The following is a 13724-nucleotide window of genomic DNA, read 5'->3' as shown; positions in this document are numbered from 1 at the left end:
GGTAGTTGGGGTTTCCAAAGCGTCTTGAAGGGGGTATAGTAGGGAAGTCCGAAGGGTTGAAAAGTAAGAATATTTGACGGCCCTCCGGGAACGTAGATTGAAAACCAAATATGGGGATGATCGGTTTCGACGATGCCAGTTGCGGCAGGTGAAGCGGGCCGAGAATGTAGAGTCATCTCGTTAACGTTCTCTGCAAAACAATAAGTGCCAAATCTGAAAAGCGCACTGACTTCGCTCTCGCTGCGTAAGTAGCCAGAGCAGTCTGCTAGCCCGGGTTCGCTTTCGACCCGGTTCCTAGTATCAGTTTAGAAGGCCACTGCTCTAGTCCCTCTCCGTAGGGGGCTAGGGGACTTTTATGCGGATAGGTTCGGCGGCAACCAGTTTGTGGGAGTGCCGGAGCCGAAAACACCGATTCACAAACTGCGCCCGGAGAAACCCTGGCAAAGCTGCATCGGACCGGGGTTCGATTCCCCGCATCTCCACTTTTCACAATGCCCGGACCTCATGCGTGAGGCCCGGGCATTGTCATATCCGCAACAGCCTGGTGGCCGTATAGCCGTTCTATAGACTCTTCCCGAGAACGGAGCCGGCAATCCGAATCTGGTGGTGTGATTAAATGGCCTGTATACAACATATGCGGTGAACCACGTCGAGCCCACGGAAACGAGGAGAAGTCTCCTATGACCAACAATCCCTCATCTGAGAACCACGAGCCAAACTCCGAAGAGAACGGTTCGGCTCCGCGCTTCGGCCAGAGAGACCCCCAAGCCTCCTACGGAGAACACAGCAACGGGGGCCATGAAGCGACCGAGGAACAGCCCCAGTACGGTAACTACCCTTCCCACGGCTCCTCCGTCAGCGGTCAGCCCGACGACGGAAATCGTTATGGCCAACAAGAACGCGGCTATCAACCGTTGCCGCACGACTACGGCCAACAACCGTCCAACGACCAGTACAACGGGCAGCCTCGGTACGGTGCTCCTAACACCCAGGCTTATCCGATGAATGACTCGGGTCAACCTCAGTACCAGCCGAATAATTATGGCCAGCCGAATTATCAGCAATACCCGTCTCGGGCCGGGGAGCGTCCGAATGGTTGGGGGATGGGTCTGGCCGCCCTCATCTGCGGTATAGCCAGCGTCGTCCTGTGCTGGTTGGTCCTTCCTGGGATTGCCGGAATCGTAGCCATAGTGCTCGGTATCGTCGCGGTCAGGAAGCTCGGCAAAACCCAAGGGGCCAGTAAGGCCATGCCGATCATCGGTATCGTTCTCGGTGCGATCGGCGTGATTCTTTCTGTTATTGTCGGCGTGCTTTTTGCGATCGGTCTGTCGGTTGCCAATGACGCCGCCCAACAGTGCGGGGGATACTCCTCGGCCAACAGCGCAGAATTCGAACAATGCGTTGACTCTTACATCCAGTCGAACTACTGATTCCGGGTCTCGCGAGGAGGCTGACACGAAAAGGCCCCGCTACCGTGATTCGGTAGCGGGGCCTTTTCGTGCTGAAGAATACCTCTAGGATTCGGTGGGGATGAATTCACCCGACAACGAGGCCTCCGGATCACCGGCGGCCAGCTTGTCGAGTACTCTGCGGTGCAGATGTCCATTGGTTGCGACGGCATTGCCGCCGTGTGGGCCCTCCTCGCCATCGACGGAGGTGAACCGGCCTCCCGCCTCGGTCACGATCGGAACCAAAGCCGCCATATCGTGCAGGTTCAGTTCAGGCTCGCAGGCTATATCGACTGCGCCTTCGGCCAGGAGACAGTAGGACCAGAAGTCTCCGTAGGCTCTGACTCTCCATACCTGGTCGGTGAGATCGAGGAACTGCTCGCGACGGCCGAGATCCTTCCACCCGGACAACGATGAGAAGGACAGCGAAGCGTCGTGCAGCGAGCTTATTGCAGACACGCCGAGCCGCCTCGCCTTGGCAATTGAACGGCCCGCGAAAGCGCCGCTTCCTTCCGCCGCCCACCAGCGTCGCTGAAGGGCAGGCGCAGATACTAACCCGACGACCGGCTTGCCCTCGTCCATCAGCGCGATCAACGTTGCCCACACGGGTACTCCCCGGACGAAATTCTTCGTACCGTCGATGGGATCCACGACCCACTGGCGAGGTGAGGAACCGGTTGCCCCAAATTCCTCCCCCACGACGGCGTCACGGGTCCGAGCACGGGAAAGATGTGAACGGATCAGTTGTTCTGCCTCGCGGTCGGCGTCCGTGACCGGAGTCAAGTCCGGCTTCGTTTCAACCGTGAAGTCCTGAGCCTGAAATTTTCCGAGCGTGTAGCGGTCAACGGCGTCGGCGATGACGTGCGCCAAACGCATGTCATCGTTGTAGGGGCTCATTGAAGTCATGCTTTCTAGGCTATCCCATGCTCGAGGCGCCGCCCGGTTAGGAGGTCGCGCCAAGTTCCTTCACATCGTCCAGTCCTTCTTCGGTGGCTACTCCCAGTAGGCGCCGTAGCGACTCGAGTCTCTGCCCCGCGTAGTCTCCGGCCCTGCCGGAATCCACGAGAGCCTGGATTCCGCACCCTATGGCGTTGACTGCGTGCGTGCATCCTTTCGGGCAGTCGGCCGACCCAGGGGCCAAATCCTCGAATGCCCCGACCATAGTCTCCTTGGCGACGTGGGCCAGGCCGAACGATCTGATTCCGGGCGTGTCCACGACCCACGTACCGGCCGCACCCCAAGCCGGGGAAATGGCCAGTGCCGATGAGGAGGTGTGCCGCCCGCGGCCTGTGACCTCGTTGACGCCGCCCGTGGACCGGGACGAACCGGCCAAGGCATTGACGAGGGTCGATTTTCCGACCCCAGAGTGGCCGAGGAACACGCTGACGTGGCCGTCGAGCTGGGCCTGCACGCCGTCGAGAAGGGCCGCATTCAGGGTCAGACTTTCGTGTTGGCCGACGCGGGTGAGCCCTTCCGCGGAGCCTTCCGGAGAGCTGGTCAGAATTCGCAGTGAGGTATTCGCGTAATAATCCCGAAGGGGAGCGGGGTCGCCGAGATCGGTTTTGGTGATGCAGAGGATGGGCTCAATGCCCGCGTCATACGCCGCGACGATCGATCGGTCGATGAAACCGGTCCGCGGGGTAGGGTGAGCCGCGGCTACAACGATGATCAGTTGGCTTGCGTTGGCCACAACGACCCTTTCAATGGGGTCGGTGTCATCCGCACTTCGGCGCAGGACTGTCGAGCGCTCCTCGAGACGTACGAGGCGTGCCAATGATCCTTCCGACCCCGAGGTGTCTCCGACCAAGCCGACGAGGTCGCCAACGGCGATAGGGGTACGTCGCAAATCCTTTGCCCGGACCGCCGTGATCTGGGTTCCGGGCCCGCTTGTTCCGAGATCGATCGTGTATCGGCCGCGGTCAACGGTGACCACGCGTCCAATCACGGCGTCTTCGTGCGCGGGCCGGTCCTTGGTCCGGGGCCGGGAACCTTTCTTGTTGGCCCTGACATGAACATCGGATTCGTCCCATGACTGGGAAGAGCGTCGACGCATTAGATGTCTCCTCCCTCGAGCATGCCTTCCCACAGGGTGGTGAAGTCCGGCAGCGTCTTGGATGTGGTGTCCACGTTCTCCACGACGACGCCGTCAACCGCCAGCCCGATGACCGCCCCGGCCGTGGCCATACGGTGGTCTTCGTAGGTTTCGAAGAGGCCGCCGTGCCGAACGGGAGACAGCACCCGTATGCCGTCCTCGGTCTCTTCCGCCCGACCGCCCAGACGGTTGATTTCCGTCACGAGCGCCTTCAAACGGTCGGTCTCATGCCCGCGAAGATGCCCAATTCCTCGCAGCCGTGAGGGCTGCTGGGCGAGAGCGGCGATGGCTGCCACGGTGGGAGCAAGTTCGCCGGCTTCGGAGAGATCGAGGTCGACCCCCGGCAACTGGCCGGTGAGGGCTCCTCCTCGCGGGCCGGTAACTTTCAGATCAGGCCCTTGACGATGAACTTCGGCCCCGAACTCGGGAAGGATCCGCCGCCAGTGATCGCCGCCTTGGGTCGTGGTTGCGGGCCAATCGGGAATCGTTACCGTATTACCGGTGACCACAGCTGCCGCGAGGAACGGCCCCGCATTGGAGAGATCCGGTTCGACGGCGACGTCGTGGGCACGAGGTATCGCCGGAAGGACGCTCCAGGAGGAATCATGATTCGTCCGGACCGTGACGCCGTATTCGGCGAGCGTCTGGATAGTCATCTCAACGTGAGGCATCGACGGAATACCCGAACCCTCATGCCGGATCGTGAGGCCGCCCGGTAGGAGGCATCCGCTGAGCATCGCCGCGGACAAGAACTGGCTCGAAGTGCTCGCGTCGATGTGGATCACACGCGTCCCTTCTCCGCGCTCACGGCCCTCGGCAGCCGCACCGCGGGGAAGAATGGTGAAAGGAAGGGTTCCTGTGCCCGCATCGTCCACCGTCGCGCCCAATTGACGAAGGGCATCGATGACCGGGGCCATGGGACGCTGCCGGGCACCCGCATCACCGTCGAACCGGGCCGGGACTCCCAGTATCGCCGTGAGCTGCGGGACGAATCGCATGACGGTTCCCGCGAGTCCCGTATCAATCTCAACCGTGTCAGGGAAACGAGCGTGACCACCGGAGGGGTGCTCGTCCAGGGAGACGGGATCGACCCTCACCAGCTGGCCATCACGTTCAAAACGTGCGCCGACCCTTTCGAGTGCCTCCATCATGAGGTTCGAATCCCTGGATTCGAGGGCTCCCCGAAGTGTGCTGGGCCCGTCGGCAATCGCCGCCAGGAACAAGTACCTGTTGGTGAGGGACTTGGAACCTGGCACTCGGACACGTGCGCTCCACGAGGAGTCGGGGAAGACCACGGGGGCGCGCCAGTCGCGGGCAACGGAAGGATTCAAGAGGTACCTCGGCTGATTCTTGTATGGGTTGGGGAGTACACCGAATATTTTAAGCGCGAACGGGGGTCCGCACGAATGCGGACCCCCGGATCGATCACAGGCGATCACATCGCCTGGTCTCACGCTGCATCAGTTGCCGAAAACGTCTTCGGACTTTTTCTTCAGACCGTCGCCCAGCTTATTGGACTTCTTTTTGACGTCCGCGCTGAGTTTTCCGGCGCGCCAGGCCAAAGAAGGGTTTCCTTCCGTATCGACTGACGTCAAGGCGACGGCGCCCACGAGAGAGGCATTCTTGACGCCATCCGCGATGCGGGCTTCCTTCTTTTCCTTGGTGTCAGCCTCGGCGTTCGCAAAGTCGACGTAAGCGTTGATCGTGCCTGCTGCCAACAACAGTGTGGAGGAAAGACGCGGGAAGCGGCCGAGGGCGAACAACGCACCGGCGCCGACCTGAGTCGCGGCAATGGCCTGTCCGACGAGGCGTTCCTGGCCGCGCAAGGGAGCGAGCTGCGGTGCCGCTTTCGCTGCCGCATCGATAGCCGGCTTCAGGTGCTTGGCCGACTCCGGGGTACGCAGACGGTTGACACCGTTGTAGATGAACGATGCTGCCAACAGGGGGCGAGCAAGTTTGCGAACGATGGTCATGATTCCTCCTCAACGTGGGAATTCGTTCTCGGCAACGGAGGATGCCGAACGAAAACCCGTGGGTTCACGATCATCCTATGTGATCGGGTCCACGGAGATACAGGTACGCGTGCCGTTTCGTGCCCTGCGAACAGAAAACCAATACGACGGAATATAACGAACCGCGGGTCCGTTGAAATTCACGACGACAAATACTGAGCAGTGCTGAGGGATGATGCAGGGTGACGGCAACGTTGGAAAAGCCGTTGATGACGTCCGGGCCGACGTCCGGAGCATCTACGTCGACAAACCTTCTAGACTGGGATGAATTCATCAGTAGGCCCAAGCGGAAGGAATCCGTGGACACAGTCGATCTGTCCCGCGAATCGGACGAAGAGCGCAAGGCTCGTTTCGAGCGGGAAGCCATGCAATATATAGATCAGTTGTATGCTGCCGCCTTGCGCATGGCCCGAAATCAGGCGGATGCACAGGACCTCGTCCAAGAGGCGTACACGAAGGCTTTTTCTGCGTTTCACCAATACAAGCCGGGTACGAACCTCAAGGCGTGGCTCTATCGCATCCTGACCAACACGTACATCAACCTGTATCGCAAGCGGCAACGCGAGCCGCATCAGGCGAATACGGATTCCGTTGAGGACTGGCAGCTGGTCCAGGCTTCGGCCCACACATCATCAGGGTTGAAGTCGGCGGAGTCGGAGGCGCTCGAGCATCTGCCGGACAGTGACGTCAAAAGCGCGCTACAGTCCCTCCCGGAAGATTTCCGGATGGCGGTCTACTACTCGGACGTCGAGGGATTCGCGTACAAGGAAATCGCAGAAATCCTCGATATCCCGATTGGTACCGTCATGTCCCGCCTCCACCGAGGACGCAGGCTCCTGCGCGAACAGCTGGCCGAATACGCCTCCGGCCTCGGATTCAGCACCGAAGGCGGTCGAAAAACCGGCTCCGGAAATAAGAAGACCAAGAATTCAACAGGCGCCCAGGGTGCCAAATAGCGGTGAGAACGCCCATCGTGAGGAAGGAAAGGATTATGACAGACTGCCAAGAGACCGGCGGATGCCGCGAAGACAAGATCCATCGGATCTATGAATACCTCGACGGCGCTCTCTCCGCGGAAGACATCGAAGACATCTGTAAGCACTTGAATGAGTGCGAGACGTGTGCTCGAGAGTATGACCTGGAATGCGTGATCCGGTCAGCGGTCAAGCGCTCATGCTGCGAGCCCGCGCCGGAAGAGCTCAAACAATCGATCCTCGCAAGAATCGACTCATTGCGCGGCAGCACCGACGCTTCGGAACACGACCATTCGGCTCTGGGTGGAGCAGGCGACGACGCCTCCGACCGCCCGCTGGCTTCCTGACTGGGCCACGCCCCAAGGAACAAAAAGGGCTGAGATGCTTTCAAGCATCTCAGCCCTTTTTCTCGGCAGCCCAGCCGCTTCGCACAAGGCGAGGGCCGGTGCCACGGCCAAGCCAACTCCTTAGGAGTTAGGCCGCTTGCCATGGTTGGCTGCGTTCTTACGACGATCCTTACGCTTACGTCCACGCTTGCTCATATGAGCCTCCTTCCGCGCATCTTCGTACTCACGTATGAAGAGCGGCCCTGAAATGGTCAGCCCACCGCGGACCACCCGGCGCAGGGGCGCGCGGGATCAGGCAATGGGCATTGTGCATCATTCTGCCAGACAACACGACGCCGGTGCACATCGCCACCGAAAAATGCGAGCGTGATCTCGGTCCAACCGAGAGTCAGTGCTGTTCCGGAAGCTGCAACCAGGAGTACCAGCCGCGATGCAGGACCAGCCATGCCATCAATCCGTAACCGGCCTGACCGGGGCGTCCATCGTTTGCGGCCAGATCCTGGCGCCACTGCTCGTGGTGCTGCAACGGGTTGAACGTATCCACGTAGACGTGGCGTCGTCGGGTCGTAACGTCCGCATAAGCCGCGGAAAGGTCCGCGATACGGCGGTTCTGCTCGGAATCCAGGGTGGGCGGGGGACCGACGACCAGGACCTTGATGTTGTTCTGCGAGGCCAAATCCACCATGTTGGCGAGATTCAGCCGACTGCGGGCGTTCGTGAGGCCCGTGTCGATGTCGAAGGTCGACGGCGCAATGACCAACCGGTTGTCCGCTCCGCTAGCGAAACGACGACTAGCCTCCTCGAACCAACGCTCGTTGAGGGTCTCGCTGCCTTCACCGGGGGCGGCCAAGTTGTACGAGACGACAGGCGCCACGTTCTGGGGCGTACGCGCCATGACCCGGCCGAACCAACCAAGGGCGCGCGGGTCACCAATACCAGCCAGCAGGTCGTCGCCGACCGCCACGATCCGAATGTTTCGTTGCTCCACGAGATTCTTTCTGTTGTCTTCGGCGTCAGATCGTTGGCCGCCCGATTACGGACGTTCAACGAGTGCATCTAACGTAACGATAAACGTTCTTTGCTGCGCCCGCATGTCCGAGCCCTCGCATTGACCATAGAAACATGGGAAATACGAGGGCTCGTGGACGACATGCCGAGATTTACTCGACGGCCTGCTGAACGAGGTGCTCGAGCTCGGCCTGGTGACGTTTGCCGGTGCCTGTCGCGGGGGACGCGGAGGCAGGCCGGGACACCAAGCGTATCTCACGGTCCAAGAGCGGCAACAACGCTGTCGTCAGGTAAGGCCACTGACCCTGGTTGGCGGGCTCGTCCTGGGCCCAGACCACTTCGGCGTTGGGGTACCGCGACAGTTGTTCCTTGATCTCGTCGAGCGGAAGCGGGTAAAGCTGTTCGACTCGGACAATCGCCGTCTGGCTGAGGCCCTTCTTCTCGCGGCGGGCAGCCAGATCGTAGTAGAGCCGGCCCGAAACCATGATGACTCGCTTGACATCCGAGTCATTGAGACCCAATTGGTCCGGAATCACCGTCTGGAAGTCACCCTGCGTAAAGTCCTCGACCGATGATGTCGCCGCCTTGAGACGCAGGAGCTGTTTCGGCGTCATGATGACCAGTGGGCGGTGAGGCCTGCTGTACACGTGACGACGCAATAGATGGAAGTGGTTGGCCGGGGTGGACGGAACCGCGATGGTCATGTTGTTCTCCGCACACATCTGCAGGAAACGTTCCATGCGGGCGGACGAGTGGTCCGGGCCCATACCTTCGTAACCGTGCGGAAGCATGAGCACCAGCGAGGAACGCTGGGCCCACTTCTGCTCAGCCGAAGACATGAATTCGTCGATGATCGTCTGGGCGCCGTTGAAGAAATCGCCGAACTGCGCTTCCCAGATGACTAGCGAGTCCGGACGCTCCACGGAGTAGCCGTACTCGAAGCCCATGACGCCGTACTCGGAGAGCAAGGAATTGTAAATCATGAACTTGGCCTGGTCATCCGCCAAATTCCGCAACGGCACCCACTCGGCATTCGACTGGGTGTCGTGAAGAACCGAGTGGCGCTGGACGAACGTACCGCGCTGGACGTCCTGACCCGACATGCGGACCTGGACGCCTTCCATGAGCAGTGAACCGAAAGCAATCAATTCGCCGAAGCCCCAGTCGATCTTGCCGTTGGTCGACATCTCGTAGCGCTTCTTGACCAGCTGGCCGAGCTTCTTGTGAACCTGGAAGCCTTCCGGCATCTCATTGTGGACCTCGCCCACGCGGGCGACGACTTCCCGCGAGACGGCCGTAGTATCCGGCGAATAGACCGAGTCCTCGATCTGCTGAGCAGCGGGACGCTCGATGTTCGACACGGCAGCAGCATCCCCCGTGACCAGGGGTGCGGAAGAAGTCTGGGCCTCGTGGGTTTCCGTGAACACCCGCTCGAGGCGCTCTTGGTAGTCCTTGAGCGCCCGATCCGCTTCATCCTGCGTGATGTCGCCGCGGCCAATGAGGGACTCAGTGTACAGCTTGCGGGTCGAGCGCTTGGCCTCGATGAGCTGGTACATCATCGGCTGGGTCATCGACGGGTCATCGGCCTCGTTGTGGCCGCGGCGGCGGTAGCACACGAGGTCGATCACGACGTCCTTGTTGAAGCGCTGACGGTATTCGAAGGCCAGCTGGCCCACGCGGACCACGGCCTCAGGATCATCCGCATTCACATGGAAGACCGGCGCCTGGACCATGCGGGCGACGTCGGTCGAGTACGTTGAGGAGCGGCCCTCGCCCGGAGTCGTGGTGAAGCCGACCTGGTTGTTGACGACGATGTGCACCGTGCCGCCAACCTTGTATCCGCGCAGCTGCGACATCTGCATGGTCTCGGCCACGATGCCCTGACCAGCGAAGGCGGCGTCACCGTGGACCAGGATGGGCAGGACTCCGTAGGAGTTCTCCGAATCGCCACCTTCGTCCAGGAGATCCTGTTTCGCTCGGACGATTCCTTCGAGCACAGGGTCGACCGCTTCGAGGTGCGACGGGTTGGCCGCGAGATAAACTTGCGTCTCATTGCCGGTGTCCGATGTGAAGACGCCCTCGGTTCCGAGGTGGTACTTCACGTCGCCCGACCCGCCAACAAGGCGAGGATCTTGCTCACCCTCGAACTCGCGGAACACCTGGGCGTAGGACTTGCCCGCAATGTTGGTCAGCACGTTGAGACGGCCACGGTGGGCCATCCCGATGCCGACACCCGCGAGGCCGTCATCAGCGGCGCCCGAAATGATCGAATCGAGCAACGGGATCAGCGATTCTCCGCCCTCGAGAGAGAAGCGCTTCTGTCCGATGTACTTGGTCTGGAGGAAGGTCTCGAATGCCTCGGCGGCATTGAGTTTGCCCAGGATGCGCAGTTGCTCGTCCCGGCTCGGCTTGGTATAGCCATGCTCCAACTGCTGCTGGAACCACTGGCGCTCGCTGGGGGACTCGATGTGCATGTACTCAACCGCCAGGGTCCGGCAGTACGCATCGCGCAGAAGATCGAGAATGTTCCGCAGGGAGAGCTTCGACGCATCCCCGAACCCTCCCGTGGGCCACTCACGGTCCAGGTCCCAAAGGGTCAGGCCGTAGGTCGCTATGTTGAGATCCGGGTGCTTGCGCATCACGTATTCGAGAGGGTTGACCTCCGCGATGAGATGGCCACGAACGCGATACGCGTGGATCAGCTGCTGGATTCGTGCAACCTTGTTGACCTCTTCCTCGGGGTTCACCTGGTTGTCGACGGCCCAGCGCACGGGCTCGAAGGGTATACGGAGGACCTCGAAGATTTCGTCGTAGAAGCCGTGCTCACCGAGCAGGTACTGATCGATTAGCTTGAGGAATTCGCCGGAACCCGCGCCCTGGATGACTCGGTGGTCATACGTGGACGTCAGCGTCAACATCTTGGAGACGCCCTCCCGCGCCAAAGTCTTGGGGGACGTTCCACGACGCTCGGCAGGGTAATCCAGGGCACCGACGCCGATGATGCAGGCCTGGCCCTTGGAGAGGCGGGGGACCGAGTGGACGGTTCCGATTCCGCCCGGGTTGGTCAATGATGCCGTGGTGCCCTTGAAGTCCTCGACCGAGAGCTTGTTGTCCCGAGCGCGCTTGACCATGTCATCGTAGGCACCCCAGAACTCGGCGAAGTTGAGGGTCTCGGCCTTTTTGATATTCGGAACCACGAGGTTGCGGGATCCGTCGGGCTTCGGCATATCGATGGCCAAACCGAAGTTGATGTGGGCGGGATGAATGGCCGCGGGACGGCCCTTCTCATTCTCGCCGTAGACCACGTTCTGCGAAGGAAAGGCCTTGAGAGCCTTAATCACGGCGTACCCGATGATGTGAGTGAACGAGACTTTTCCGCCGCGCGAACGCTTGAGGTAGTCATTGATCAACATGCGGTTGTCGATCAGAACCTTGGCCGGAACGGCTCGTACCGTCGTCGCGGTCGGGACCGTGAGCGACTCCTCCATATTCGTCACGACGGCCTTGGCCGGCCCGCGGAGAGTCTCGACCTTGTCTTCTTCCGTCTCCACGTTGCTCTTGGCGCCCTCCGGCAGCTGAGCGGGAATGGGACGCTTGGTCGTGGGAGATTCTTTGGCCTCGGCCCCTGCCTGTTGAGGAGCATCGGTTTCTTTCTTGGCGCCGGCCTTCTGGGTGGAGGCTTTCTGCGCCGGCTGCGACGCGGGCTTTGCGGATGGCTTCGCCGGAGCCTCTTGCTTCTTCGGCTTCGCTGAAGCCGACGGTTCGGGCGCTGCGGGCTTCGCGGCCTGAACACTGGACTGGGTGCCGGACGGCGAGCTCTTGCTCTCTTGTTCCTGCATGGATTCGAAGATGGGCCACCACTTCTTGTCCACCGAGTTCTTGTCTTGCTGGTATTGCTCGAAGAGCTCATCTACGAGCCACTCATTACCTGCAAATTCCTCAGGGATCTGGTGATGTGGCTGATCTGGCACTAGCTTCACGCCTCTTCCATTAGCTGTTTCTGTCCGGAAGATTGAGCGGTCAATCTTCCGTACCCTCTTGTGGATGCTACCGAAGCGCGGTGGTTCTCCGGGCTACAACGCCCTAGGGAGCCGCCGAGTGTCCCGCGACGATGCGGGAGGCGCAACCTCTGCCCTTGAGTCTATTAGGGTTGCGCCGACGTTATCCACCTGAAAACGGCCCATGTCGCACCTCCGACCGGCACATCACAGTCCTTTGTGCCCGTCGACACCCCAGTGGTCCGGTATTTGGGCATCGTCCGGGCTTCATATCGGAATTCGATAGCTCTCGGTAAGATGAGACAAGTGCGATTCTTGAATACCCCCTCAACCGACTTGACCTACAACGATGTTTTCCTCGTACCCTCGCGGTCCGAGGTCGCATCGCGATTCGACGTCGACCTTTCGACCGAAGACGGCACTGGCACCACGATTCCCGTGGTAGCTGCGAATATGACGGCCGTGGCCGGGGCCCGAATGATGGAGACTCTGGCGCGGCGCGGCGCCGTGGCTATTCTTCCCCAGGACGTTCCCCTCGACGCGGCTCGGCGGATCATCGAAGAGGTCAAGGGCGCGAGTCCTCTTGTCGAGTCCGCGGTGATCGTTTCACCGGACACATCGATCGAGTATGCCTTGCGCCGTTTGGGGGACCGACGCTTCGGTGAGGCGGTCGTCGTGGACGAGGAAGGCCGACCCGTCGGCGTCGTACGTCGCGAAGAAGGCCAGCATGAGGACCCGGCTGCGCCGGTCGAAAAAGTCATGCATCCTCTTCCCCTGGTTATCGACGAGGCCGACTTGGCTCCAGAAGCCCCGTGGCGAAGTGAGCAGAGAACCATCGCCATGCGCTCGGTCTTTGCCCAGTGCGAAGAGCTCGGCATCGAATTGGCCGTGGTCGTTCGCGACGGACGGTACGCCGGTGTCCTCTCGCACTCCGGTGCGGTGCGCGGGACCACGTACCAACCGGCCCTGGACGGTTCCGGCGCGTTGATCGCCGGTGCCGCGGTCGGGATCAACGGTGATGTCGTCGGCAAGGCGCGTGCACTGCTCGACGCCGGGGCCGACGTGCTCGTTGTCGACACCGCTCACGGTCATCAGCAGAAAATGTTCGATGCCCTGGCCGCCGTCAAGTCCCTGAACCCCCAGGTGCCCATCGTGGCCGGGAACGTGGTTTCCGCTGACGGAACGCGGGATCTCATCGAAGCGGGAGCTGACATCGTCAAGGTGGGCGTGGGGCCGGGCGCGATGTGCACGACGCGCATGATGACGGCCGTCGGCCGGCCGCAATTCTCAGCGGTCCTGGAATGTGCGGCCGCTGCCCGGGAACTCGGAAAACACGTGTGGGCCGACGGCGGCGTGAAGTACCCGCGTGACGTTGCCTTGGCGCTCGCGGCCGGGGCAAGTCAGGTCATGGTGGGTTCGTGGCTCGCCGGGACCTACGAATCACCGGGGGAGCTGCATCACGACGACGAAGGGCGCCTGTACAAGGAAAGTTTCGGTATGGCCTCGACGCGCGCGGTCAAACACCGTACGCGGCAGGAAGACTCCTTCACCCGGGCCCGTAAGGCAATGTTCGAGGAAGGCATTTCCAACTCGACCATGTACCTGGACGCGGAGAGCCCGAGTGCCGAGGACGTCCTGGACAAAATCACCGCTGGCTTGCGTTCGTCGCTGACCTACGCGGGCGCCAACGACTTGGCGGCCTTCCACGAAAGGGCTGTTGTGGGAGTCCAGGCAGCTTCTGGATACGACGAAGGACGTGCGCGTTCGCGCTCGTGGCTCGTCTAGCCCAGATCGGCATGTTTTACGAACGCCGTCGCCTCTGAGGCGACGGCGTTCTTGTTCGCC

General features: G+C 61.1%; 10 protein-coding genes, 1 other RNA gene and 1 pseudogene. 5 read left to right on the top strand and 7 right to left on the bottom strand.

Translation table 11 applies throughout. The annotated features are described in order from the left end of the window. Positions 1–112 precede the first annotated feature (112 nt). Together ssrA and EWR20_RS07185 are read left to right on the top strand one after the other, a co-directional pair. Positions 113–485: a transfer-messenger RNA gene (ssrA, locus tag EWR20_RS07190) on the top strand. A 195-nt stretch (positions 486–680) separates the two neighbouring features. Beyond that, a complete protein-coding gene (locus EWR20_RS07185) occupies positions 681–1430 on the top strand; it encodes a DUF4190 domain-containing protein (protein WP_129359934.1) in 750 nt (249 codons plus the stop codon). Between the two features lie 84 nt (positions 1431–1514). Here the strand turns inward: EWR20_RS07185 and hisN are convergent, their stop codons facing one another. The 4 genes from hisN to EWR20_RS07165 all read right to left on the bottom strand — a co-directional run bounded on the left by hisN (position 1515) and on the right by EWR20_RS07165 (position 5513). After that, positions 1515–2354, bottom strand: a complete 840-nt coding sequence (gene hisN / locus EWR20_RS07180; RefSeq protein ID WP_129359933.1) for a histidinol-phosphatase — start codon at positions 2352–2354, stop codon at positions 1515–1517. Positions 2355–2391: 37 nt separating this feature from the next. Further along, complete coding sequence (gene rsgA, locus EWR20_RS07175; RefSeq protein ID WP_129359932.1) at positions 2392–3501, bottom strand: ribosome small subunit-dependent GTPase A; 1110 nt, start codon at positions 3499–3501, stop codon at positions 2392–2394. Next, positions 3501–4871, bottom strand: a complete 1371-nt coding sequence (aroA, locus tag EWR20_RS07170) for a 3-phosphoshikimate 1-carboxyvinyltransferase (RefSeq protein WP_197964456.1) — start codon at positions 4869–4871, stop codon at positions 3501–3503. The genes rsgA and aroA overlap by 1 nt, the downstream gene beginning before the upstream one ends. Positions 4872–5000: 129 nt before the next feature. After that, the gene (locus EWR20_RS07165; RefSeq protein WP_129359931.1) at positions 5001–5513 is read right to left on the bottom strand and encodes a DoxX family membrane protein; all 513 of its coding nucleotides are present in this window, start codon (positions 5511–5513) and stop codon (positions 5001–5003) included. A gap of 248 nt (positions 5514–5761) precedes the next feature. Here EWR20_RS07165 and EWR20_RS07160 point away from each other — a divergent pair, with 248 nt between their 5' ends. Continuing rightward, positions 5762–6508, top strand: coding sequence for a sigma-70 family RNA polymerase sigma factor (locus EWR20_RS07160; protein ID WP_129360169.1), 747 nt, complete (start codon positions 5762–5764; stop codon positions 6506–6508). Between the two features lie 35 nt (positions 6509–6543). Beyond that, positions 6544–6789, top strand: a pseudogene (gene rsrA / locus EWR20_RS07155) (mycothiol system anti-sigma-R factor); the annotation flags it as partial. Between the two features lie 204 nt (positions 6790–6993). Here the strand turns inward: rsrA and EWR20_RS13180 are convergent. From EWR20_RS13180 to EWR20_RS07145, 3 genes are all read right to left on the bottom strand, one after another. Next, positions 6994–7068 (bottom strand): 50S ribosomal protein bL37, encoded by a 75-nt coding sequence (locus tag EWR20_RS13180; protein ID WP_371811975.1) that lies wholly within the window; start codon positions 7066–7068, stop codon positions 6994–6996. Between the two features lie 193 nt (positions 7069–7261). Further along, a complete protein-coding gene (locus tag EWR20_RS07150; protein ID WP_129359929.1) occupies positions 7262–7861 on the bottom strand; it encodes a GDSL-type esterase/lipase family protein in 600 nt (199 codons plus the stop codon). A 172-nt stretch (positions 7862–8033) separates the two neighbouring features. Further along, positions 8034–11852, bottom strand: a complete 3819-nt coding sequence (locus EWR20_RS07145) for a multifunctional oxoglutarate decarboxylase/oxoglutarate dehydrogenase thiamine pyrophosphate-binding subunit/dihydrolipoyllysine-residue succinyltransferase subunit (RefSeq protein ID WP_129360168.1) — start codon at positions 11850–11852, stop codon at positions 8034–8036. A 333-nt stretch (positions 11853–12185) separates the two neighbouring features. Here EWR20_RS07145 and guaB1 point away from each other — a divergent pair, with 333 nt between their 5' ends. Next, on the top strand, positions 12186–13664 hold the full coding sequence (gene guaB1, locus EWR20_RS07140; protein WP_129359928.1) for a GMP reductase: 1479 nt from the start codon (positions 12186–12188) through the stop codon (positions 13662–13664). Positions 13665–13724 lie beyond the last annotated feature (60 nt).

The sequence above is a fragment of the Rothia uropygioeca genome (assembly GCF_004136585.1).
Classification (GTDB): Bacteria; Actinomycetota; Actinomycetes; order Actinomycetales; family Micrococcaceae; genus Rothia.
This window is presented reverse-complemented; position numbering and strand designations above follow the sequence as displayed.

Bases quoted from the DNA above. Each gene is read 5' to 3' on its own strand.
- EWR20_RS07160 (WP_129360169.1), top strand. From the start codon at position 5,762: ATGACGTCCGGGCCGACGTCCGGAGCATCTACGTCGACAAACCTTCTA.
- EWR20_RS07185 (WP_129359934.1), top strand. From the start codon at position 681: ATGACCAACAATCCCTCATCTGAGAACCACGAGCCAAACTCCGAAGAG.
- hisN (WP_129359933.1), bottom strand. From the start codon at position 2,354: ATGACTTCAATGAGCCCCTACAACGATGACATGCGTTTGGCGCACGTC.
- EWR20_RS07165 (WP_129359931.1), bottom strand. From the start codon at position 5,513: ATGACCATCGTTCGCAAACTTGCTCGCCCCCTGTTGGCAGCATCGTTC.
- rsgA (WP_129359932.1), bottom strand. From the start codon at position 3,501: ATGCGTCGACGCTCTTCCCAGTCATGGGACGAATCCGATGTTCATGTC.